This is a genomic window from Caldicellulosiruptor naganoensis, from assembly GCF_026914285.1.
GTDB classification, from domain to species: Bacteria; Bacillota; Thermoanaerobacteria; order Caldicellulosiruptorales; family Caldicellulosiruptoraceae; genus Caldicellulosiruptor; species Caldicellulosiruptor naganoensis.
Genome location: NZ_CP113864.1, coordinates 630,010 through 653,790, shown reverse-complemented (window position 1 = coordinate 653,790; position 23,781 = coordinate 630,010). Strand labels below are relative to the sequence as shown.

The following is a 23,781-nucleotide window of genomic DNA, read 5'->3' as shown; positions in this document are numbered from 1 at the left end:
ACCACCTTTTTATTGAATAATAAACTCGCCAAAGTTAACATTGTACACCTTATTATCAAATATCTCATTTAACCTGTCCTTTATCTCTTTTCTGACCTTTTCTTTCCCTTCTGGCTTCAAAAGTTCGTCAGCTGTTTTGCTACGAAGCACACTATCGATTATATCAGCAATCACTATGTTCTTCTCTTTCATAGTTTCAGGTAACTTTTTATCTGTCACTTCAAGTTGTACTGTTACTCTGATAACTCTACCTACATTTGTCTGAGTGTCTTGAAGATTGCTCATGAGTGGTTTGCCATCATTGACATCGTATATATATAGCTTTTCTGGCTTTTCTATTTCAGTAGCAGACTTAGAACCTGAGGCAGAAGGTGATAGGTTTTTAATCACAGTCAAAAAACCTATTCCCATGCCCACCATCATCAAAAGCAACAAAACAAGCAAGATAAGAATGATTGAATTCAGCTTTTCACCTTTCATTGATCATACTCCTTTTTCATAGGTTGTATATTGAAGATAACTCCCTCAAAAATCTTCTTCTTATACTCAATAACTTTTTCAATGACTTCATCCACAGACTCCTTTACAACAAGTTTTACACCGTTTGTAAGTGTAATAACAGTATCAGGTGTTGCCTCAACAAACTCAATAAAATCAGCATTTACAACAAATTCTTTGTTGTTTATTCTTCTTAATTTTATCATGCAAAACCATCCTTTGAACGTAAAGTATTATCACAATTCCTTCAGCTTTTTCGAAGGGGAGGAGCTAAAATACTCCTCCCCTTTATTTAATACCCATTATTTTTACCTCTTAATATTTACCAAATCCTGCAAAAGCTCATCAGAAGCAGTGATCACCCTTGCATTTGCCTGATAACCTCTCTGGGTGACAATCATATCTGTAAACTCTTTGGCTAAATCAACATTTGACATCTCCAAGGTGCCCTGTGAGATTGTGCCGCGCGAGCCTGACCCAGGCGTTCCTATCTCAGGGTCACCTGAGTTTACAGTGTTTATATAAAGATTATCACCAATTCTCTGAAGCCCTGCAGGGTTTGCAAACGTTGCAATTGCAATCTGGCCAATTAGCTGATTTAAACCGTTTGAATAAATTCCTGTTATCTTGCCTGTTGCATCAATATTAAAACCTTGCAAGCTCCCTGCTGAATATCCTGTCATCTGAGCAACCCTGATTGAACTGTCCATATTACCAAACTGAGTTATCTTCTTAAGGAAAAAGGCAATATTTGTTGGGTCATTGATATCAAATTGAGAACCATTTACTTTAAAAGTGATAGGATTGACAACACTATTTTTGAAATTAATCGTAAATGTTCCGTTTTGTGTATTGACATACCGACCACCTGTAATTGTAATGCCTTCTACATCTGGTGTGTTCTCGTCATCAAGCACCTTTCCCGCTTGGCCAAAAGTTATAGTTCCTCTGGCAATGAAATTATCATAGTCATTGTTTGCTTCTATCATATCATCTACATATACATATGCTTCCTGTGGATTTTGAGCAGTACCAATATTTTTTTTGAGTCGTGGTGCATCAACAAACCATTCCCATTGATTGTTATCCTTTTTGACAAATATTAACTGAAGAGTGTGTTCTTTACCCTGGGAATCATAAACCTTAAAACTCATGGAATACTTGCTATCAGCAGGAACATTGAGCAAATCTTCATACTTAGTAATTTGCCCTGTATACGCAACCGCATCAGCACTGAGATTACCATCAAAACTAATCTTATCAGTTGCCTTAGGAGGCAAAGTTGGAAATGCAAGGATGTTTATCTTCGAAGGACTTTTTGTAGTATCAATCTGATTATTAACAGGGTCATACATCCACCCAAGCACATTAAGCCCATTTGCTGTAACTAAATTCCCCATTTTATCTAAACTAAAGTTTCCTGCTCTTGTAAAACGTGGTGCCTTGCCATCACCACCTACTACAAAAAATCCATCTCCTTCGATTGCCAAATCGGTTGGATTGTCAGTACGCTGGAGGCTTCCTCTTGTCATATTCATATCAACAGAGGCCACCGAAACACCAAGCCCTATCTGCATAGGGTTTGAACCGCCTCTACCAGATGTTGTATCGGGGGCAGAGGCTGCTTTTATGACAGATGCAAAAACAGATGCAAATGTCACTCTGCTTGATTTAAACCCCACTGTATTGACATTGGCAATATTATCACCTATCACATCCATTCTGGTCTGATGAGCCCGAAGTGCTGAAATTGACGAAAACATTGACCTCATCATCTTGACAAAAATCCCCCTCTTTCATGGTTATTTGACCTTTTTTTGACCTTCCCTCTGTCAGTCAGGAAGGTCTTTCTTGTAGGGGGGACCTCCCATCTTGCGGGTCCATCCCCCTTGCATCTTTGTTATATCATCAAAACCCCATCTATGTTTGTAAAGATATTGTCTTTTAGGCTATTTACATCTTTTACAGTTACAACTACCTTGTTTTTAACATTCACAATGTATGCAACATCACCATTTAGAACTAATACATCATTTTTGAGCCCTTTTTGCTCAGCCTTCTTAATAGCTTCCTCAAGCTTTGCTAAAGTACTTGAATCAATATTGATATTCTGCGTTTGAAGTCTCTCGTTTGCATGTTTGGAGATTTTAAGACTTTGAGAAAGCAAGCTACTGAAACCTTCAGCAGTTTCTTTTCTTTCAATTTTTGTACTGTTTAATCTATTAGAATTTACATTACCAATTCTATTTATTGTCATTTTGAGTCTTCTCCTTTTTGTAAGGAGCTTAAGATGCTCAGAAGATCATCTTTTGTTGGTACCTTCTCTTTTATATCTGACAAAACCTCTTCAACATAAGTGTGATAAATTTGCTTGATATTCTCTGGGGTTACCTCCACTCCATTTACTTTTAAATATATCTTACTTCCTCCTATTCTGATACTGTCAATCCTTCCTTCTATTGTTTTTGAAGAATCAGATGGGTTTGTTGCAACAACATACCTTCCAATCATACTCTGAGCTTTTATAAGTTCAAACGACTCATTTAGATTTTGCATCTGTTCAAGTGCAGAAAACTGGGCAAGCTGAGCAACAAACTCTTTATCTTCCATAGGCTTTAATGGGTCTTGGTATCTTAGCTGTGTCACCAAAAGATTTAAAAACTCTTGCTTGCCAAGTGTATTCTTTGATGAAGACTGTGAAGAAGATACATTTGAGCTTTGTGACAAAACCCCTGTTAAATTATTAATACTTGTACCTGCCATTCTTTTCACCTCAAGCTCTCAAGTTTAACACATTTTCACTAATCTCATATATCAAACCTTCTATCGTATCCATAGTGTCTTCTGTTTGGGCAAAGGAGTACTGCTTTTGTGAAAACCTCTGCTGACTTTGAAACTGCTGACTACTGTGGCTATTGCCAAGACTTACATTTAGTTGTGATATATTTATCCCTTGGTCTTTTAAGATTGTCAAGAGATTTGAAAGGGAGCTTTCAACAATTTCTTTCACCTGGGGATTGCTCACAATAATGTTACCTGTAATATTACCGTTCAGGTCTCTATTTAGCTCAATAACAACATTTCCAAGCCACTCAGGTTTTATGGATACCGTCAAGGTTGTAAGATTTTGCTTGTGGATAAGTGAAATCTTCTCAGCTATTTGTTCAATTACTGAAGCTCTTAATGCCTTAAATACATTCTCATCGGCTCTTATTTCCACCTTGGAAAGTGTATTAGCATCAAACTTTGAGGAAATCTTACCTAAAAACTCATTTCTATCATCACTTGGGTCTTTATTCTCAAGCTTCTCCACTGTGTGCAGCCAAGTCTCTTCATTAGTTTGGGCAGATATATCTTCCTTTAAATCACCCAAATATAGTTGAAGATTGTCGGTACTTTTAACATCTCTGGCTTCAAAATCATAAGTCACATTCTCATATAGATTATTTAACATATTTGAATGATGATTTACCATATGGTCAGAATTCTCAGAAAGAACTTGAACCAATTTTTTTAAAAATGCAACTTCTTTGTTAATTAGTCTCCACTCAGGGGGAAGAATATCATTTTTCTCATTCTTTAAGAGAATGTTTTCTAACATACTGAAAGAGTTATCTTTGAGGCCAATTTTATTGTCAATACTATTGCTTCTTTCAGTGGACAAACCCAGCACCTCAGCACTTTCGAACACAAGCTTCGCAAGATGCCAGTCTCCATTCCCAGCCTCTTCAGATACATTTTTTGACACTTGTCCTACAATATTAAAAATCTCAACTAAATTTTTTTCCTGCCCAGCTACATCTGCATCAAAAGTTTTTATAGCATTTAAAGTATTTATCATCTCTTTGACAATCGTATGTTCAAATGCATTTTCTTCTTTAATCAAAATCTGCTTAAAAAATTCACCTGCCTGACCCTTTGTATTCTGCAGCAAACTCAATATCAAATTCAGAACAAAATCAGAAATCTTTTCCTCTTCTTTTAAAGCTGGTTGGGTGGCTTCCTGTAAAACTTCAGTAGCAGTCTGTCCCTGACCTTTTTTCACACTTTTGTTATCCTGAGTTATTACCTGTCTTATCTTAGGATTTAATACCACTGCAAACCTTCCACTATCTTCGTTTTTATCAGTTTTAGGTGCAGTGATGTTTTCAGTAGTCCTTTTTGACGCCCTATCAAAAATTTTCTTAAAAGATGACTGAGTACCTTGCCGAGGCTTTTGCAAACTCTCTTCTACTTTATTGCTTGATGCTGCAAAAAGCAAATTATTTACCCTCACCAAACTTGCCTCCAATCTTACTTTTCACCCCTTTCGTTTTAAAGTACTCAAAAGTTTGAGGTTTTAATTTATCTCAATGCTGAAAGGTCAGAAGTGACCTTTGCAGCATTTTCTGGCTTCATATTGCTAATTATCTGTGAAGACGTTTTTGTGTCAAGGCGTTTTAGAATACTTAATGCAAGCTGATATTTTGTCTTATCATCCATCATACTTTCAAAAATTGAAGCTGCTACTTTTGAATCAATATTTTTATAAATATCAACAAGGCTTGAAATACTTTGAGCCTGTAAAATTCCCGATTGATTTGAAATTCCTAATAATTTTATCGTCTTATCAGAGGGAATATTTGATAGTATTTCAGATGCAATTTCGGTCGGGATATTTTGCAAAACAATTGATGCCATCTCAACATTTGTGTCTATGAGACTTTCCAATATCTTTGCAGCCTTTTTTGAATCCATATTTTGTAGATAACTTGAAAAATTCTTCGCCTTGTTTGAAGTATCTGTCTGTTCTGCCACAATATCGTTTAGCCTTGTTGTAAGGTCCTGTACTTGTTTTTGTAAATTTGAATTTTCTACTTGAAGCTGTTTTAGCTTGCTCTGTAAATCCTTGTTTTGCTTCTCAAGCTCAGCTATCTGCTGCTTGTAAACTTTTTCTAAGTCTACTTTTTGTGTTGACTGCACAGTTTTTTTAGCAAAGGGTGTTTTTTGAAGCAAATTGTCAATAGCCGTCTTTGCTCCAAAAAGATTAAAGTATACAGCTGCAAAAGAACCTCCACCCAAAAGTAGAAAAACTAATAAAACAACTAAAAAATTCTTACCTCTTTTCTTTTTTTTATTTTCTTGCTTTTTTTCAAGCTTTACTTGGTCAACATTTCTACTTTCTGCCACTATCATCACCCATGCTCTTGTAGATTTTGTAAGAAATAATTCTATCAAGCTCCTTATTTTCTATACGTTTTAGCTCATTCATAAAATTTACAAGATGCTTTTCTTTTAATTTCTCATACTTTTTCTTTTCTATCGTGCTTACTATAAGCTCTTTTCTTTTCTCCTCTACTTTCATCTGCTGATAGTATATAAGTTGATTTTGAATATCTATCCTTTTCTTCAAACTTCCCATAAACTGAGAGTAGTACTTTATCTCATTTGGGAAAAATACGCCACTGTAAAGGCTTTTCACCTGACTTTTTGTTTCATTTAACATCTTCTCAAGCTCAAGTTTTTTTTCCATATATCCGTTTAAAATTTCATTCTGCCTTGCAAGTTCACTTTTTTTAATCTCTTCCAGTTGTTGCTTAATCCGCAAAATTTGATCAAACCTAAACCTTTTCATTTTTTCTCTTCAATCCTTTTTAAAATTTCTTCAAGAGATTATACTTTTCAGCATCTCAAGCTCCTCTTCAAACTCAAACCTCTCATCAATATCTTGTCTTAAAAACTCATTTATCCGCGGCATCAATTCAATTGCCCTGTCTATCTCGCTATTTGTCCCTTTTGAGTATGCACCAATTGTAATCAAATCCTCAGCTTCTTTATAAGTTGCCAAAATTCGCTTTATTTCATTCGCCAACTCTTTGTGCTCAGGACTTACTATGTCATTCATTACCCTGCTGATACTTGCAAGTACATCTATGGCAGGATAGTGGTTTTTGTTGGCAATCGACCTTGACAAAACTATATGCCCGTCCAAAATACCCCTTGCTGTATCAGTAATTGGCTCATTAAAATCATCACCATCAACAAGTACTGTGTAAAGAGCTGTAATAGACCCTTTTTGGTTTTTGCCTGCCCGTTCTAAAAGTTTTGGCATTATGCTAAAAACAGAAGGAGTATATCCTCGTGAAACAGGTGGCTCACCAATTGCAAGACCAATCTCCCTTTGTGCCATCGCAAATCGTGTAAGTGAGTCCATCATGAAAAGAACATCCATTCCCTGGTCACGAAAGTATTCTGCAATTGCCATTGCAACATAAGCAGCTTTGACCCTTTTTAGCGCTGACTCATCAGAGGTTGCAACAACCACAACAGACCTCTTCAGACCCTCTTCTTTTAAATCCTTTTCCAAAAACTCTTTTAGCTCTCTTCCTCTCTCACCAATCAGCGCCAAAACATTCACATCAGCCTTTGCATTTCTTGCTATCATACCAAGAAGTGTGCTCTTCCCAACACCGCTTCCTGCAAATATTCCTACCCTTTGCCCTTTTCCAATTGTGAGCAGAGTGTCAATTGCTTTTATCCCCAGCGGCATTATTGAATCTATCCTTGGCCTTTCAAGAGGGTTCGGAGCCTTGTTTTCTACAGGATATTTTGTTTTAGATCTTATCTCACCTTTGCCGTCAATTGGCTGTCCAAGCCCATCTAAAACCCTGCCTAAAAGTTCTTCTCCCACTTTGACCTCAAAAATGCTATCTTGTGCAATCACCTTGCAGCCAGGGAAAATGCCTATAAGGTCTGAGTATGGCATCAAAAGCACCTTGTTCTCTTTAAACCCTACAACCTCTGCCAGTGTCTCTGACTTTGCTGTCTTTATTTTGCAAAGTGTCCCAATACTGACAGCAGGACCTATAGACTCGATTGTCAGCCCTATAACTTGGTTCACAAAACCAGTAAACTGGTAAAAATTTGTGCTCTCTATCTTTGTTTTCAACCTTTCAAACATCTCAATCACCAATTATTGAAAAGACTATCTCTTGAAGCTTTTCAAGCCTTGTTTTTATCCCTGTCTCTACAAATCCATAAGGTGTCTCAATCACAATGTCGCCAAACGATAATGCTTTGTCAACTTTTACTTCTACTTTGTCAATACCTTCAATTCCTCTTAAAATTTCATCTAAGTTTTGGTTCACATACTCAAAATCTTTTTCACTTGTTCTTATAACTAAACTATTTTTTATTGAAAGCTGAGAAATGGCGTTTTTAATAAAATTTTGCAAAAATTCCTTATTCTGTACTTCTTTTTCTACAACCTTTTCCACAATTTTGGGTACAAGAATCATTAATTCATTTTGAGCATCTTTGAGTATTCTTTCACGCTCGGCCAAAACCTGTATTTTTAGTATTTCTATCTCTTGCAGTCTTTTTTGATATTCTGCCTCAGCTGCTGCCAATCCCTGACTCAAACCTTCATTAAACCCTCTTTCAAAGGCCTCCTTTTTAATTTGTTCTGCCTGAGCTTCTGCTTCTTTTACAATCCTCTTTGCTTCTTCTTTTGCCTTTTCTAAGACTTCTTCTGCTTCTTTTCTAAACGCTTCATTCTGCTCCTGCTGCCGTTTGAATTCCTCTTCTTGTTCCTTTAATTTTCGCTCATAGTGTTCAATCTCTGCTTTCGCCTTTATTAGTTTTTCCAAAATGACCTTGTAGTTTGTTTCCACAGGACTTTGAATCAGTACTTGATTATTTCTGATTACATTAGACAATTATCTCATCTCCCCCACCACGAGATATTACGATCTCGCCAGCATCCTCAAGCTTTCGTATTATATTGACAATCTTTTGCTGTGCTTCTTCAACATCGCGGATTCTAACAGGTCCCATGTATTCCATATCCTCTTGAATCATCTCAGCCATACGTTTTGACATATTGCTAAAAATGACTCGTCTGACCTCTTCTGTGGTACCTTTGAGTGCAATTGCAAGTGTATTGTTCTCAACCTCACGCAGAATTCTTTGGATGGACCTGTTGTCAAGCTTGACAATGTCTTCAAATACAAACATACGCTTTCTAATCTCTTCAACAAGCTCAACATCTTCAAGCTCTAAAGCCTCTAATATCCTCTTTTCTGTACCCCTGTCAACTGCATTTAGAATATCAACAATTGCCTGAATACCACCAACAACTGTGTAGTCTTGCATCACAACAGATGACAGCTTTTTCTCAAGCACCTTTTCAACTTCGCGAATGATATCCGGTGAAGTTCTATCCATAAGGGCAATTCGCCTTGCAACTTCAGCTTGCTTTTCCTGGGGTAGTGATGCCAAAACTTGTGCTGCCTGCTGAGGTTTGAGATAAGCAAGAACCAAAGCGATTGTCTGTGGATGCTCATTTTGGATAAAGTTGAGTATCTGTGATGCATCAGCTTTGCGAATAAAGTCAAAAGGTCGAACCTGCAACGAAACTGTTAACCTTTCAATAACTTCTTTTGCCTTTTCAGGACCAAGTGCTTTTTCTAAAACCTCTTTCGCATAATCAATTCCACCCTCTGCAATGTACTCCTGAGCAAGGCAGAGGTTATAAAATTCTTCTAATATAGCCCGTTTTTGCTCAGGCGAAACAGTTCTTATATTTGCTATCTCTAAGGTAAGCTCTTCTATCTCATCCTCTTTTAAATGTTTAAAAATTTTAGCAGAACGCTCGGGTCCCAATGCTATCAAAAGCATGGCAGCTTTTTGCTTGCCAGAAATTTCACCTGTCCTTGGCATCTTCTATATCACTCCCAATCTTCATTGAGCCAGTTTCTAAGAAGCTGTGCAACAACCTCCGGTTTTTCACGAAGAAGCTTATCTATCTGCTTTTCATACTGGCTCACACCAAATTCTTCCACATTTATTTCCTCAACAGGCTGTTCTTCCTTCTTCTCTTGTGCCGGTTGTAAAATCTCTTCCACTACTTTCTCTTCAGAGGGGATGCTTACCTCCCCAACCCCTGCAAGTTCAAGTTGTTCTGCAGGCTTCATTCTGAGAGATTTTATCAGTAAACTTAGAGCAAACACCATCAAAAGTAAAAATGCAAACGCAACATAGATATAATCAAGCGGAATCTGTCTTTGTGGTTTGTCGACAAATGTAGGAATCTCATACCCTTCCACTGTGACATTTTGAATTCCTGTGGCGCTTTTTATAAGATTTACAATATTCTCAACCTCTTTTTGGTCTGTCAAAAACGACCTTTTGTTGTTCTGGTTTTGAAGCTTAAATTCATCCCAGCTCATTGTCTTTGCTTGATCAGACTTTTCATAGTCTTCCTGCCTGTATGTAACATACCTATAAAGCACAACTGCAATTGATGACTTATCATAGTTTATTGTACCAGGTGCTTTGATTGTCTCAATCTTTTTTTCATTGTTCTGATAATTTACTGTCTCATCAGTCTTTGAATAGGAAGACTGCCCACCCTGACTGGTAAGCGGGTATTGGGGATTATTCTGAGTGGGGTTTGTATCGGTACCAGGAACACCACTTGTAGAAGAATTGGTACTCTGGGCCTCTTCTTTCGTAGTCTTTTTAGAAACAATTATTCCACTGTCCTCTAAAACAGGTGAGTACCTTGTCTCACTTACCTTTTGCATATCAAAATTCATATCCAAATTTACAGAAACCTTTACATCCTCAGGTGAGCTAACATAATTCCCAAGAAGCTCTTTGACCTTTCTCTCTATCTCATTTTTTGTTGCAATCTTTATCTGGAGCTGTTTACTCGAAAGACCTTCAGTAACATCAGATGAATTGATAGACAGATAATTTCCTTTATTGTCTATTATTACCACATTTTCTGGCAAAAGTCCCTCTACTGATGCAGCCACAAACCTTTGGATACCTTCTATCTGATCGCTGGACAAACTCTTTTTGAGTGTGAGTTTTACACTTGCTGTTGGTTTTGTAGTTTCATCCTTTAAAGCAAACGTGTAGTCTTCAGGCACACTTAGGTTTACAACTGCATCCTCTATGTAATCGGTCATTTCTTTCAAGGCTTTTTGAATTTCGCTTTCTTTTAGCTTTATAAAAGTCCTTCTCTTATCAGCTTCTGTTGCTGTCATTGAGCTTGAAAGCTTGAGAGCATCTTCAAATGTAATTTCACTATTTTTTGGATAACCAGAAAGTGCTGCTGCCATTTTAGCTTTGTCGATGTCAGTATCTTTTACTAAAATAGTTGTTCCACCATTTGCCACTTTTGAATCAATCTTCTGTTCTTCCAATGTTTTCTGTATCTCTGCCACATCTTTTTGATCAAGATCTGAAAAAAGAACAACATAGTGAGGTCGGGTAGTAATATAAAGAGCAATAATTACCGATAATATAACTATAGAAGAAGAAAGTAATAACATTATTTTCTGGAATTTAGAGAGCTTGTCTAATCTTTCTTTTATATTCTTCAAAAAATTACTCAAAAATTGAGGCAACTATAATACCTCCCCGCAAAGATATAAAAACAGCTACACCTGCATACGCATAATCTCATTATATGCATCTAGAATCTTGTTCCTAATCTGGAGTGTAAGTTGCAAAGCTAAGGATGCCTTTTCTGATGCCACAATCGCATCTTGCGGATTTGAAGTAAGTCCAAGTGTAAAAAGTTTGTTTTGGTATTCAGCCTCTTTTTGAAGACTATCCACACCTTCTAACACCTTGTACAACAAGTCTACAAACGAAGTGGAAGAGCTTGATTCTCTACTTTTGCCTTCATCTGAAAATTGCTTTTCAAAGAGTTTTGACACACTATCAAAATTAATACTCCCCAGCATTTAAAAAAAAACCTCCTCGTTTTTCACCTGATAAAAACCTTTTATTTTCCTATCTCAAACGTCCTTGTTATCATAGACTTTGTGATATTTATAGCAGTAATGTTTGCCTCATATGCACGAGAGGCCTCAATCATATTAACCATCTCAGTTACAATGTCAACATTTGGGTAGTTTACATAACCATTCTGGTCGCTATCTGGATGAGCTGGGTCATAGACCTTTTTAAACGGACTTGGATCTTCAATTATAGCCTTCACTCTTACACCACCGTATGTATTACTACCCGCATTTAACTTCTCATTTAATATATCACCAAAACTCTGTTTTCTCTCTTCAAACACAACAATCTTTCTTCTGTAAGGTGTTCCATTTTCTGTACGGGTTGTGTTGGCATTTGCAATGTTTTGGGCAATTACATCCATTCTCACTCTCTGGGCATGTAAAGCTGAGGCTGAGATATTTATAGCATCAAACATACCCATTTTTTAATCTCACCTGCCCTCTTTTATAACTGTTTTCCATTTGTTTATCTCTCTGGAAAGCTGAAGGCTTACCCCATCAAAGTATAAGGAGTTCTGCAAAAGTTTCCCCATCTCTTGCTCAATGTCCACTGTATTTCCATCAAGTCTCATCTGAAAACTGCTGTCTAAAACCTCAAGCGTACTAACTTCGGCACCGCTATCAGAACTTTGGTCTGCTTTTATATGCCTTTTGTCTGTAGTTATAAGATCCAAGTCCTCTTGACCATTTAAATATGCTTGCAAAAATACTTTGAAATTTAAATCCTTAGCTTTGTAGCCGGGGGTGTCTGCATTTGCAATATTGTTTGAGATAAGTTCATTTCTCTTCCATGCGTAATCTAAAGCTTTTTTATAAAAGTCTATCTTCTCAAACATATTAATCATTTTTTTCTTTCTCCTTTTACTTTTCAACAATCTTTTATTCTATTTTACAAAATTTTTGATAAAAATACCATACAAAAATTTTTTAGGCAATGTTAAAACAAGGTTTAAAACAAGGTTAAATAAAAAGACAAGAGGACAGTAGGCTCCCCTCCCTACTATCCTCTTTAACCCCTCTCCTTATACTTCAACACTTTTTATCAATGCAAAATCACTTTACCTTTAGCTTTTCTTTATACTTTTCAATCTCACTTCTCACCATGTCATTTAATACCTTTATATACGTGCCTTTTAGCCCTAAAGACCTTGTTTCAATAAGTCCTGCACTTTCAAACTTTCTTAGCGCATTTACAATCACAGACCTTGTTATTCCTACCTTATCTGCAATTTTACTTGCAACTAATAATCCCTCATTTGTCTTCAGCTCTTCAAATATATGAATTAAAGCTTCAAGCTCTGAGATTGAAAGTGTATCAATCGCAGACTTTATCATCTCTCTTTTTTTCTTTTCTTCCTCATCCTCTTCTTTTGTAAGGTTCAAAAGGTCAAGTCCAATAATTGTTGCAACATACTCTAAAAGAATTACATCATCCTCTGTAAAATTAGTATAGCTCTTTAAAGAAAGTACTGTTCCAAACCGTCTTGTGCCACCTATAATGGGTATTATTGTACAAACTATATCTTTTATATCAACTTTTTCACTTTCAATTTCTGCAATCTTTGCTATCTCAGAAAGCTTTAAATTTATCCTTGTATCAACAAAAGACCAAAGGAGTTTCTGGACATCTTCTTTCAAAATTCCATCCTGGTCAATTTTTATCTCTGCATTGACAAACGGCATTATATATTTGCAAAATACTTTACCGTTCGCATCAATGAAAAACACAGTTGAGTCTGTAACATCACCTACAATGCAGCACAGCTTGTTAAAATCCAAAATATCCTTTTCTTTGCTTTGAACAATCCTGTTTATTTTCCTGACCTTTTCGAGAAGACTTTGCTGCATGCATATTTTGCTCCTTTCACAAAGTTGCTAAAACTAAAAAGTTATATGATAAACCTATTCAGGTCCTTATCTTTTATCATGTCTGATACTTTGGAATATACATAGTCTTTGTCAATCACAATATCAATTGGCTTTTCGACATTTGCATATTCAAAAGAAATGTCTTCCATTATTTTTTCAACAACAGTATGAAGTCTTCGCGCACCAATGTTTTCGCTCTGCTCATTAATTTTCACAGCAACCTTTGCAATAGCCTCAATTGCATCATCAGTAAACGTAATATTCACACCCTCTGTCTTCATAAGCTCAACATACTGTTTTGTAATAGCATTTTTTGGCTGTGTTAAAATCTTTTTGAAGTCCTCTTCTGTCAACGGATGTAGTTCTACAACAACAGGGAACCTTCCCTGAAGCTCTGGTATCAAATCAGAAACTTTTGCAACGTGAAAAGCTCCTGCTGCAATAAACAAAATATGGTCTGTCTTGACAGGTCCGTACTTTGTCATGACAGTACAGCCTTCAACAATAGGTAAGATATCTCTTTGCACACCTTCTCTTGACACATCCGGACCTACTCCTGAACCTCTGCCTGCTATTTTGTCTATCTCATCAATAAATATTATCCCATGCTGCTCAGCACGATGGATTGCTTCTTTTATAACCTCATCCATATCAATCAGCTTATTGTACTCTTCCTGCTCTAATACTTCGCGCGCTTCTCTTATTGTCATCTTCTTCTTTTTCTTCTTCTTAGGAAACAGCGAACCAAACACATCCTGAAACGATATTCCCATCTCATCCGAAATTGTGCCCATTATCATTTCAAACGGCGGCTTTACAGTGTCCTCTACCTCAACCTCAATTACTTTGTCCTCAAGCTCACCAGACCTTAATTTCTCTCTTAAAATCTCCCTTTGTGTCTTGATGTAGTCATCTGTTGTCTGGTAAGACTGTTCGGGTTCCTGTGTCTGCGCACCAAAAAGAACCTCAAAAGGATTTTTAAACCCCGCCTTCTTTGACTGAGGTCCAGGGACTAATATTTCCAAAATTCTGTCCTCAACGAGTGCCTTTGCCCTTTCTTTCATTCTCTCCATGTATTCGCTCTTAACAAGAGAAATTGCATTTTCCACAAGGTCTCGAACCATTGAATCAACATCTCTTCCAACATATCCAACTTCGGTGAATTTAGTTGCCTCAACCTTTACAAAGGGAGCATTTACAAGCTTTGCAAGCCGTCTTGCAATCTCTGTCTTGCCAACACCTGTTGGCCCGACCATTAAGATATTTTTAGGAGTAATCTCGTCCTGCAGTTCTTTTGGAAGTTTTGCACGCCTGTACCTATTCCTCAGGGCAATGGCAACACATTTTTTTGCCCTCTCTTGTCCAACTATATATTTGTCAAGCTCTTTTACTATTTCTTGAGGTGTCAATTCATTCATCCTATTATCACCTACAATTCTAAAACTGTAATGTTATTATTCGTGTACACACAAATAGACGCTGCAATTTCTAAAGCTTTCTTAGCAATCTCAGCAGGCTCAAGGTCAGTGTTTTGAACAAGCGCTCTTGCTGCAGCCAGTGCATACGGCCCGCCAGAGCCAATCGCTGCAATGTTGTCATCAGGCTCCACAACCTCACCACTTCCGGAGACTACAAACAAATGCTCAGAATTCGCAACAATCATAAGCGCCTCAAGCCTTCTTAGAATTTTATCCTGTCTCCACTCTTTTGCAAGCTCAACAACACTCTTTTGCAGATTACCACTATTTTGCTCAAGCTTTTCTTCAAACTTTTCACAAAGGGTTATTGCATCTGCAACAGAACCTGCAAAACCAACCAACACCTTGCCATTGTAAACTTTTCGCACCTTTTTGGCATTCTGTTTCATTATCACGTTTTGTGAAAATGTAACCTGCCCATCACCAGCTATGGCTACCTTTTCACCTTTTTTCACAGCCACAATTGTTGTTGCATGAAACATAGCAAACCTCCATAAATTTTAAATTATTCAAAAATCTGATTAGCTATCTCCCTACATATACTTAAAGACTTTTCAGCAATCAAAAGTTTTTTCTTTTCCTTGTCTTTCACTTTTGCAATCTCATTATCAATTGATATTATACCATAGTTTGCATTCATGGGCTGAAAATCTTTTTTGGGTGTTGTTATATACTCAATTAAAGCACCAATACAGGTACTCGGAGGAAAAGTAATTTGGGCTCTGCCAAGAACATATCTTGCAGCATTTATCCCTGCCACAATGCCGGTTGCAGCAGACTCTAAATACCCTTCAACACCTGTTATCTGGCCTGCAAAGAAGATATTTGGGTATTTTTTGAGTGAAAGAAACTTTGTTAGGACCTGCGGTGAGTTTATATAAGAGTTTTTGTGCATAACACCATACCTTACAAATTCTGCATTTTCCAAGCCTGGAATGAGCCTGAAAACCCTTTTTTGCTCACCCCATTTGAGCCTTGTCTGAAACCCGACCATGTTATAAAGCCTTCCATCTTGAGTGTCTTTTCTAAGCTGCACAACTGCATACGGCATCTTACCGGTTTTCGGATCAATTATCCCAACAGGTTTTAGTGGTCCAAATCTCATTGTGTCAATTCCTCTTCTTGCCATCTCCTCAATAGGTATGCATCCCTCAAACAGCAAATCTCTTTCAAAGTCCTTTACCTCAATAACTTCAGCATTTACAAGTTCATAGTAAAACCTTTCGTACTCTTCTTTTGTCATAGGACAGTTAATATAGTCATCTGTACCTTTATTATAGCGCGATGCAAAAAAAGCCTTTGAAAAATCAATAGAATCTTTTAATACAATTGGCGCTGCTGCATCAAAAAAATAGAGATTTTTGCTATTGCAAAGCTTTGATATATCCTCAAGAAGACTTTCTGTGGTCAAAGGACCCGTGCTAACAACCACAACCTCGTCTCTTGGAACCTCTGTCACTTCTTCGTGTATAACTTCAATTAGAGGATTTTGTTTTATCTTCTTTGTTATATACTCAGAAAACAAGTACCTGTCAACTGCTAAAGCCTGACCTGCCTCAACTTGAGTATTGTAAGCTGCTTCCATCACAATTGAACCAAAGAGTTTCATCTCTTCTTTCAAAAGCCCTGATGCGTTTGTCAAAAGCTTTGATTTTAAAGAATTGCTACATACAAGCTCTGCAAACCCCTCTTGCTTGTGTGCAGGTGAAAATTTCTTAGGTTTCATTTCATATAGTCTTACTTTGATGCCAAACTTAGTGATGGCATTTGCAGCTTCGACACCTGCAAGTCCAGCTCCGATTACTGTTATTCTCATTCTATCTTCACTCACCTTTTTTATTCATCTTCTCTTCATACCCACAAGAGTCATTTGAACACACAAGTTTTTTGCTTCCCTTTTTGCCTTTTTCAAACATCAGCTTATTGCATTTTGGACAGTTTTTAGCTGGCCTTTCCCATGCTATAAAGTCACATTCAGGATAGTTTTCGCAGGTATAATACTTTTTACCTTTCTTTGACTTCTTTTTGACAAGTTTTTTACCACATTTGGGACACAAAACATCTAAATATTCAAAATAGGGTTTTGTATTCTTGCATTCCGGATAGCCTGGACATGCTAAGAACTTTCCATATCGTCCTTTTTTTACGACCATTTTTCTTCCACAGTTGTCACAGACAACATCTGTCTCCTTGTCGTCAACCTTAATCTGCTGCACGTTATTTCGTGCAATCTCAAGTTCTTTTTCAAGTGGCTGATAAAATTTCTTTACAATCTCCACCCAATCAGCTTTACCCTCTTCTATTTTGTCAAGATTCTCTTCAAGCTCTGCTGTAAACTCAATGTCGACTATGTCTTTGAAGTATTCTTTTAAAATATTTGTTACAATCCTTCCAAGCTCTGTTGGTTTTAAGAATCTATCTTCTTTGACTACATAACCTCGCTCCAAAATTGTCTGGATGGTTGGAGCATAGGTGCTTGGCCTTCCTATTCCCTTCTCTTCCAATGCCTTTATAAGCGTTGCCTCTGTGTAGCGCGAAGGTGGTTGTGTAAAATGTTGTTTTGCATCAATTTTAATTGGCTTTAAAATCTCACCCTCAACAATCTCTGGAAGTTGGTTTTCTTCCTCTTCTTCATCATCTGTGTCTTTTCCTTCAATATATACTTCCATAAATCCTGGAAACTTTAACTTTGAGCCTGTGAGTTTAAAAACATAACCTTCAACTTCCAGCTCTGCAGACAAAGAATCATATATGCTACTTTCCATCTGTGATGCTAAAAATCTGTCATAGATTAGCTTGTAGAGCTTATACTGGTCAGGCGTCAAAGAGTCTTTTATACTCTCTGGATCTTTTTCGATATATGTCGGGCGGATGGCTTCATGTGCATCCTGAGCATTACCCTTTGTCTTGTATACTCTTGGCTTTTCAGGAACATACTCCTTGCCAAATTTTTTTAAAATTATTTCCCTTGCAGCTTCTTGTGCTTCTTCAGAAACTCTCGTTGAGTCTGTTCTCATATAGGTAATGAGTCCCACACTTCCCTCGCCTTTTATCTCAACACCTTCGTAGAGCATCTGGGCAATCATCATGGTTTTAGCGGGCGTAAACCTAAGCTTTCTTGATGCCTCCTGCTGCAAAGTGCTTGTTATAAAAGGTGGTGGCGGGTTTTTCTTCTTCTCGGTAATTTTCAACTTTGTTACTTTGAATTCTTTGTCCTTAATTTGATTTACAATTTCATCTACCTGGTTTTGATTTTTAAGTTCAATCTTGCCTTTTTTGCTACCATGAAACTTTGCTTTAAATACATGGTTATCTTTTCTAAATATTGCCTCTAAAGTCCAATACTCTTCTGGTTTGAAGTTTTCTATCTCCTCTTCGCGTTCAACAACAAGCCGTGTTGCAACAGACTGGACGCGCCCTGCAGAAAGTCCCCCTTTTACCTTTTCCCACAAAAAAGGGCTGAGCTTGTAGCCGACAAGCCTGTCAAGTACCCTTCTTGCCTGCTGGGCATTTACAAGGTTTTGGTTAATTGGCCTTGCATTTTTCAAGGACTCTTGCACAGCTTTTTTTGTTATCTCATTAAAAGTAATTCTCACATTGTCGTTCATATCAAGCCCTAAAATAGTTGCTAAATGCCATGATATTGCTTCGCCCTCTCTGTCAGGGTCGGTGGCTAAGTATACTTTTTCGGCCTCTTGTGCAGATTTTTTGAGCCTGTTTATCACATCTGCTTTTCCACGAATGTTTATATATTTTGGTGCAAAGTTGTTTTCTATATCAACACCCAAATCACTCTTTGGAAGGTCTCTTACGTGCCCCATTGACGCTTCTACTTTAAATTCTTTGCCAAGGTACTTCGCAATTGTCTTTGCTTTGGCTGGTGATTCAACTATGACAAGCTTTTTCAATGAGTATTTACCTCCTATGTTGTGAAATTTTATATCTTGACAATTATATTTCCTCTTTCTCGAACAACCTTGCCTTTTATCTCAAGCGACGTTATAACACTTGCAACTTTTGCTGCTGACCAGTTCGTCATCAAAATCAAATTCTCAATATGAGTTTCTTCCACACTATCTAAGAGTTTTAAAATGGTATCCTCTTCTTCAGAGAGTTCTTCTTCAAAATCAAACAAACTTATCTGTTTTGGGAAAAGATTATAAATTTCTTTTAAATCTTCCAAAAAATCTTGATACGAACACACGATTCTCGCGCCTTCTTTTATGAGCCGGTTTGTACCACTGCTCTTCTGCGAAAAGATATTACCCGGCACAGCAAAAACCTCTTTGCCCATCTCAAGAGCAAAGTCAACAGTTGAAAATGTACCACTCTTTTCTGCTGCTTCAATCACAACCAAGCAAGGTGAAAGCATCGCAACAATCCTGTTTCTCTGTGGAAAATTCATCCTATCTGGCAGCGTCTTTGGCAAGAATTCAGAAATCACACACCCTTTTTCTACAATCTGGTTGTACAGCTTGTAATTTTCCTTTGGATAGACAACATCAACACCACAGCCCAAAACAGCAATTGTGGTGCCATTTTCTAAAGCTCCCATGTGACAGAATGTATCAATTCCGCGTGCCATGCCACTTACAACAACTATATTCTGCTGTGCAACCAAGCTTGCAAGTTCTCTTGCAACTCTTTTCCCATAATATGTGGGCTCTCTTGTTCCAACCATTGATATCTTGTTTTGAGTTTTGAGAACATTCAAATTGCCTTTCGCAAAGAGTATTACAGGTGAGTGATCAAAGTCTTTAAACTCTGCTGGGTAAAATTCATCATCTTCAAGAATTATATTTATACTATTTTTTATACAAAATTCAAGGACCTTTTCTGCCTCATTCAAATCTGAACTTCTTATAGCCTCTTTTATATTTTGGGGAAAACCTTCTAAATTAAACTCCCTTCTGTTCGAATAAGCATTCTCTATAGTACCAAATTCTTGTTTTATTTGTCGGAACTTTTTAGGACCTATTCCTTTTATAGTATAAAGCCAAAGCCAGTAAAGCTTTCTCTCATCACTCATCTTTAAAAATCTCATCCCTTTTGTTTTTATTTAATCTTTCCCTTTGATAACACCAAGCGGTGTCATCCTAGCAACAGGCACAGCAAGCCTCGAGGTTATAACTGAGTTTATAACAGTATCTATGTCTTTATAACTTTGCGGACTTTCATCCAAAAAGTCTTTGAGATTCTTTGTATTTATAAGTATTTCATTTTCCTGGCCCTGTCTTAAAGCCTTTGAAAACTCTTCAACCGAAATTGTTTTTTTTGCCTTGTTTCGAGAAAGTACTCTTCCTGCTCCATGGTTGACCGTATGATAGCTAATGATATTGTCCTCAATTCCTCTCATAAGATATGAGCTTGAACCCATGCTTCCCGGCAAAATCACAGGATGCCCTGTTTTTAAAAACTTTGGATTTGGAATTAAATAGTGATTCTGTGGCAAAGCCCTTGTTGCACCTTTTCTTATCACAAGTTTTTCTCTGTTTGCAAATCTTTCCATATACGCTATATTATGTGCAACATCATAAAGTACCCAACCTTCTATCCCGTGTTTGTCCAAAACGGATATTATGAAATTGCTCATATAATGGCGATTGACTTTTGCATATATTGCTGCTGACTGCATAGCTTTAATATAGTCCTTTGCAACTTTGCTGTCAATTGGCAAAAAGGTAAGCTGTGGGTCTGGAGTTGTGATACCTTTTGATTTCATCACATCTTTAAATTTTCTTTGATAGTAATCGCCAATAACTGCGCCAAACCTTCTTGAGCCTGAGTGAATCATCACAACAAGCTGACCTTCAAAAAGCCCCCACTCTTTTGCAACCACCTCATCTATTACGTGAAGCTTTTGAAACTCAATAAAATGATTACCGCCACCAAGTGTTGCAAACTGCTCTTTGCCAATTTCATACGCTTCATCTGGAATTGTATCAATGTCAAACTCATGAATTAAAACCATCTTATCTGATATGTCTTTGTCAATCTCTGTGTTTTGCAAATACTCTTCGTACTTTGAGTAAGATAGAGAAATCTTTTTATTCTTTTTCCCAACACCTGTTGGAATCAAATCTTCTATCTCACTCATCATTTTCTTTAGAAGATTTTTGTCTATATCATCTGCATAGGACTTTGTCAGAATAAGTCTCATACCGCAGCCTATGTCAACACCCACAATTGTGGGTGATATCCAAGCCTTTGACATATCCCACACAATTATTGTCCCAATTGATGTGCCTTTGCCAATATGCGCATCAGGTGTATAGCCCAAAAACTCTACGTTTGGAATCTGGGATGCGTTTTTTGCCTGCTGCAGAACTCCTTCATCAAGGTCTTTTAGTATCTCTTCTGTCATGAAGAAAATTGCATAGTCATTTGTGTATACACCATCTCTTATCTTTTTCATAAGCCCAATCACCACTTTCTGAGAATTTTTCTTCTTTAAGTTTGAATTATTCAATAAAATGAGTTAAAATTTGTATAAACAATTCGTCAAGAGATTATAAATAATGATTATTGTGTTTTCTTTTATCTCATTTTTGATTGGAAGTATCCCCTTTTCGTATATTATCACAAAGAAGTTTTTCAATAAAGATATAACAAATGCTCCTGATAAAAATCCTGGCGCAACTAATGCATTTAGAATAGCTGGAGTGAAAGCAGGTGTACCTTTACTTATCTTTGACATTTCAAAAGGATATTTTGTAGCTTACATAGGAAAACATATACTTTTATTAAAATCACCTGACATTTACATTGTTGTTTTTATGGTAATATTAGGTCATGCATATTCTGTTTTCCTTCATCTCAAGGGTGGAAAGTCCATCGCTGCAACAACAGGTATATTGTTTGCCCTCTATGGCATATTTCCTGTTGTGTTTTTTGCACTTTTTACATTTTGGGGTCTTTTGATGTACAAGAAAGACAACCTTGGAACAGTCATTGGTATATGGTCAATTATGATTTGGGTAAGATGTGTGTATTTGCCAATTGATGATTTGATATTTTTGCTTCTGCTGGGCGCATTTCTAACTTATAGGCAGCTGAGAACCAAACCTATTGAGATGGACTTAATCAAAATAGCTAAAAGTATTTTTAAAGCATAATTTAAAAAAGGGCAAGCTTGAAGGAATATATTTAAGCTTGCCCCTTCTTGTTTATATCTTTAGTTCTGTATCTTTTAGCTCTTTACCTCTTCTAACACTGACAAGTCAACCTTGTTCTGAGGAATACCTTGTTTTCTCTGCTCCCACAGTTTATCCGCAACCTTGCCCCATTTTTCTGAGTATTCAAGTAGTTTGTTTGCAAGCTCTTCAGCAGTTTCTGTTTCACCGCCAATTTGGGTTGGACGTGCTCCAGATTCTTCAACTATTTGCTTTAGCTTTAGCGGATTGTCAATCATCGGGCAAGGTCTCAAATGATTTTCATTAAATGGAATATTCTTTCTGTATGCCATAAACAGTGGTGATTTTAGTGCATCGAGCAGTGAACATTCTTTTATATTCACATTTGAGAAATGTATAAATGCGCAAGGCTCTACATCACCATTTGCGTTTATATGAAGGTATCTTCTTCCACCTGCAATGCACCCACCAGCAGGTTCTCCATCGTTCCAGAAATCAAGAACAAATATCGGTTTTGACCACCTGATCTCTTCAATCCTCTTGTACATGTAAGCTCTCTGCTCTGGTGTTGCCATGTATGATACATCCGCATCCTTGCCAACTGGAACATATGTGAAGTACCAGCCAAATTTTGCACCTTTTTCTATCAAAAAGTCTATATACTCATCAGATGAAACTTCTTCTACATTGTACCTGTGATATGTTGTTGAGAATCCAAACACAACACCTGCCTCTTTTAGTTTTTCCATTGCTGTGACAACCTTTTTGAATACACCTGGGCCGCGTCTTTCGTCTGTGGACTTTTCAAATCCATCTATGCTGATTGCAAATGCCAAATTACCAACCTTTGCAACTTTTTCGATAAACTCATCATCAATTAAAGTAGCATTTGTAAATGATAGGAAAACCGTATCTTCGTACTTTTCACAAAGCTTAAGAATATCATCTTTCCTCAGAAGTGGCTCTCCACCTGAGAAGATTATAAAATAAATGCCAAGTTCTTGCGCTTCTTTAACAACTCTATCAAGTACTTCATACTCAAGCCTTGCAGCCTTGTGATACTCTCCTGCCCAGCAACCTTTGCAGTGCAAATTGCAAGCAGCTGTCGGGTCAATCAAAATTGCATATGGAATATTTATGTCATATTTCTTGATGAGTTCAAGTTGTTTTGGAACACCAATAAAGCCTGCATTTAGGAAGAAGTTGATGAGAATTCTCTCCCTTACCTTTGGATTTGTCTCCTTTATAATCCTCATCGCATAGTGATGCCAAGAGCTGTTGGGGTCAAGCAAATATTTTTTTGCGTTTTGAATATACCACTTGTCCCTCTCACGCCTTACTATCTTTTCTGTAAGGTCTAAAATCTTGCCCATATTCTCTTCAGGGTTATTTGCAAGATACCTAATCACCTGTTTTAAAACTGCTTCTCCTATCACTCTTTTTGGAAGTTCCATTTTTTCCCACTCCCTCTTTTTTATTTGCTCTTATTATAACTCTTTTTCGTAAGATGTGTCAATATTTATATATGCATATGTGTATATAAGTATGTTTATTTTTGTTCAAAAACGTGCTATAATTTAATTGTCATAGTCTTTTGTACGAAGGGGAGAGAAAATGACAAGGCTAAATGAAATACTTTACGCATTATCAGACACAACAAGGCTTAGGATATTAAACATATTAGCCCATAGTGAACAAAATGTGAGTAGTTTAGTAAAGCTAATTCAAGAAAGTCAGCCAAAAGTTTCGCGCCACCTTGCTTATCTTAAGAATGTAGGACTTGTTGAAGCAAGAAATCAGGCGCAGAGGAAGATTTATTCAATTAGAAATGATGTTTTTGATAAATATCCTTTTTTAAAGGCATTGATACAAGACATCTCAAAATTAGAACTTTTTGCTAATGACTTGAAATTGTTATCCTCACTTACTTAAAAGTTTGAAACTATCATAATCTGGAAAAGCTCAGAGTCAAATAAGACCTCCTTTGGAAATTGCCAAAACAAA

General features: G+C 36.9%; 25 protein-coding genes. 2 read left to right on the top strand and 23 right to left on the bottom strand.

Going from position 1 to position 23,781, the window contains the following annotated elements; all coding sequences use genetic code 11:
- Positions 1-9: 9 nt before the first annotated feature.
- The 22 genes from OTJ99_RS03070 to OTJ99_RS02965 all read right to left on the bottom strand — a co-directional run bounded on the left by OTJ99_RS03070 (position 10) and on the right by OTJ99_RS02965 (position 21,059).
- A complete protein-coding gene (locus tag OTJ99_RS03070; RefSeq protein ID WP_045165287.1) occupies positions 10-480 on the bottom strand; it encodes a flagellar basal body-associated FliL family protein in 471 nt (156 codons plus the stop codon).
- Positions 477-704: a flagellar FlbD family protein gene (locus OTJ99_RS03065; protein WP_045165288.1), complete on the bottom strand. Its 228-nt coding sequence runs from the start codon at positions 702-704 to the stop codon at positions 477-479. The genes OTJ99_RS03070 and OTJ99_RS03065 overlap by 4 nt, the downstream gene beginning before the upstream one ends.
- A gap of 102 nt (positions 705-806) precedes the next feature.
- Positions 807-2,273 carry a flagellar hook protein FlgE gene (locus tag OTJ99_RS03060; protein ID WP_045165289.1) on the bottom strand — a complete coding sequence of 489 codons (1,467 nt, stop codon included), beginning with the start codon at positions 2,271-2,273 and terminating at the stop codon, positions 807-809.
- Positions 2,274-2,398: 125 nt separating this feature from the next.
- Positions 2,399-2,755, bottom strand: coding sequence for a TIGR02530 family flagellar biosynthesis protein (locus OTJ99_RS03055; protein ID WP_045165290.1), 357 nt, complete (start codon positions 2,753-2,755; stop codon positions 2,399-2,401).
- Complete coding sequence (locus tag OTJ99_RS03050) at positions 2,752-3,261, bottom strand: flagellar hook capping FlgD N-terminal domain-containing protein (protein ID WP_045165291.1); 510 nt, start codon at positions 3,259-3,261, stop codon at positions 2,752-2,754. Before OTJ99_RS03050 ends, OTJ99_RS03055 begins: the two co-directional genes overlap by 4 nt.
- Before the next feature lie 10 nt (positions 3,262-3,271).
- Positions 3,272-4,789: a flagellar hook-length control protein FliK gene (locus tag OTJ99_RS03045; protein WP_052671478.1), complete on the bottom strand. Its 1,518-nt coding sequence runs from the start codon at positions 4,787-4,789 to the stop codon at positions 3,272-3,274.
- A 53-nt stretch (positions 4,790-4,842) separates the two neighbouring features.
- Positions 4,843-5,715, bottom strand: coding sequence for a MotE family protein (locus tag OTJ99_RS03040; protein ID WP_269015420.1), 873 nt, complete (start codon positions 5,713-5,715; stop codon positions 4,843-4,845).
- A complete protein-coding gene (gene fliJ, locus OTJ99_RS03035) occupies positions 5,654-6,112 on the bottom strand; it encodes a flagellar export protein FliJ (protein WP_045165293.1) in 459 nt (152 codons plus the stop codon). Before fliJ ends, OTJ99_RS03040 begins: the two co-directional genes overlap by 62 nt.
- Before the next feature lie 30 nt (positions 6,113-6,142).
- Positions 6,143-7,438: a flagellar protein export ATPase FliI gene (fliI, locus tag OTJ99_RS03030; RefSeq protein ID WP_045165294.1), complete on the bottom strand. Its 1,296-nt coding sequence runs from the start codon at positions 7,436-7,438 to the stop codon at positions 6,143-6,145.
- A 1-nt stretch (position 7,439) separates the two neighbouring features.
- Positions 7,440-8,195 carry a FliH/SctL family protein gene (locus OTJ99_RS03025; RefSeq protein WP_045165295.1) on the bottom strand — a complete coding sequence of 252 codons (756 nt, stop codon included), beginning with the start codon at positions 8,193-8,195 and terminating at the stop codon, positions 7,440-7,442.
- A complete protein-coding gene (gene fliG, locus OTJ99_RS03020) occupies positions 8,188-9,198 on the bottom strand; it encodes a flagellar motor switch protein FliG (protein WP_045165296.1) in 1,011 nt (336 codons plus the stop codon). Before fliG ends, OTJ99_RS03025 begins: the two co-directional genes overlap by 8 nt.
- 8 nt (positions 9,199-9,206) lie before the next feature.
- Positions 9,207-10,895, bottom strand: coding sequence for a flagellar basal-body MS-ring/collar protein FliF (gene fliF / locus OTJ99_RS03015; protein ID WP_045165297.1), 1,689 nt, complete (start codon positions 10,893-10,895; stop codon positions 9,207-9,209).
- A gap of 33 nt (positions 10,896-10,928) precedes the next feature.
- Positions 10,929-11,237 (bottom strand): flagellar hook-basal body complex protein FliE, encoded by a 309-nt coding sequence (fliE, locus tag OTJ99_RS03010; protein ID WP_045165298.1) that lies wholly within the window; start codon positions 11,235-11,237, stop codon positions 10,929-10,931.
- 41 nt (positions 11,238-11,278) lie between these two features.
- Positions 11,279-11,719: a flagellar basal body rod protein FlgC gene (gene flgC, locus OTJ99_RS03005; protein WP_045165299.1), complete on the bottom strand. Its 441-nt coding sequence runs from the start codon at positions 11,717-11,719 to the stop codon at positions 11,279-11,281.
- A 9-nt stretch (positions 11,720-11,728) separates the two neighbouring features.
- Entirely contained in the window at positions 11,729-12,142 is a 414-nt protein-coding gene (gene flgB / locus OTJ99_RS03000; protein WP_045165300.1) for a flagellar basal body rod protein FlgB, read from the bottom strand.
- A 208-nt stretch (positions 12,143-12,350) separates the two neighbouring features.
- A complete protein-coding gene (gene codY, locus OTJ99_RS02995) occupies positions 12,351-13,145 on the bottom strand; it encodes a GTP-sensing pleiotropic transcriptional regulator CodY (RefSeq protein ID WP_045165301.1) in 795 nt (264 codons plus the stop codon).
- Positions 13,146-13,186: 41 nt separating this feature from the next.
- Positions 13,187-14,584, bottom strand: coding sequence for an ATP-dependent protease ATPase subunit HslU (gene hslU, locus OTJ99_RS02990; protein ID WP_045165302.1), 1,398 nt, complete (start codon positions 14,582-14,584; stop codon positions 13,187-13,189).
- An 11-nt stretch (positions 14,585-14,595) separates the two neighbouring features.
- Complete coding sequence (hslV, locus tag OTJ99_RS02985; RefSeq protein WP_045165303.1) at positions 14,596-15,126, bottom strand: ATP-dependent protease subunit HslV; 531 nt, start codon at positions 15,124-15,126, stop codon at positions 14,596-14,598.
- Positions 15,127-15,149: 23 nt separating this feature from the next.
- Positions 15,150-16,460, bottom strand: coding sequence for a methylenetetrahydrofolate--tRNA-(uracil(54)-C(5))-methyltransferase (FADH(2)-oxidizing) TrmFO (gene trmFO, locus OTJ99_RS02980; RefSeq protein WP_045165304.1), 1,311 nt, complete (start codon positions 16,458-16,460; stop codon positions 15,150-15,152).
- Between the two features lie 7 nt (positions 16,461-16,467).
- The gene (gene topA / locus OTJ99_RS02975; RefSeq protein ID WP_045165305.1) at positions 16,468-18,552 is read right to left on the bottom strand and encodes a type I DNA topoisomerase; all 2,085 of its coding nucleotides are present in this window, start codon (positions 18,550-18,552) and stop codon (positions 16,468-16,470) included.
- A gap of 29 nt (positions 18,553-18,581) precedes the next feature.
- The gene (gene dprA / locus OTJ99_RS02970; protein ID WP_045165306.1) at positions 18,582-19,673 is read right to left on the bottom strand and encodes a DNA-processing protein DprA; all 1,092 of its coding nucleotides are present in this window, start codon (positions 19,671-19,673) and stop codon (positions 18,582-18,584) included.
- Between the two features lie 30 nt (positions 19,674-19,703).
- Positions 19,704-21,059: an RtcB family protein gene (locus tag OTJ99_RS02965; RefSeq protein WP_045165580.1), complete on the bottom strand. Its 1,356-nt coding sequence runs from the start codon at positions 21,057-21,059 to the stop codon at positions 19,704-19,706.
- A gap of 103 nt (positions 21,060-21,162) precedes the next feature.
- On the opposite strand from OTJ99_RS02965, the gene OTJ99_RS02960 reads away from it, so the two are divergent.
- Positions 21,163-21,759, top strand: coding sequence for a glycerol-3-phosphate acyltransferase (locus OTJ99_RS02960; protein WP_045165307.1), 597 nt, complete (start codon positions 21,163-21,165; stop codon positions 21,757-21,759).
- A 74-nt stretch (positions 21,760-21,833) separates the two neighbouring features.
- Here the strand turns inward: OTJ99_RS02960 and OTJ99_RS02955 are convergent, their stop codons facing one another.
- Positions 21,834-23,231 carry a radical SAM protein gene (locus OTJ99_RS02955; protein WP_045165308.1) on the bottom strand — a complete coding sequence of 466 codons (1,398 nt, stop codon included), beginning with the start codon at positions 23,229-23,231 and terminating at the stop codon, positions 21,834-21,836.
- A gap of 160 nt (positions 23,232-23,391) precedes the next feature.
- Here OTJ99_RS02955 and OTJ99_RS02950 point away from each other — a divergent pair, with 160 nt between their 5' ends.
- Positions 23,392-23,709, top strand: a complete 318-nt coding sequence (locus tag OTJ99_RS02950; RefSeq protein ID WP_045165309.1) for an ArsR/SmtB family transcription factor — start codon at positions 23,392-23,394, stop codon at positions 23,707-23,709.
- Positions 23,710-23,781 lie beyond the last annotated feature (72 nt).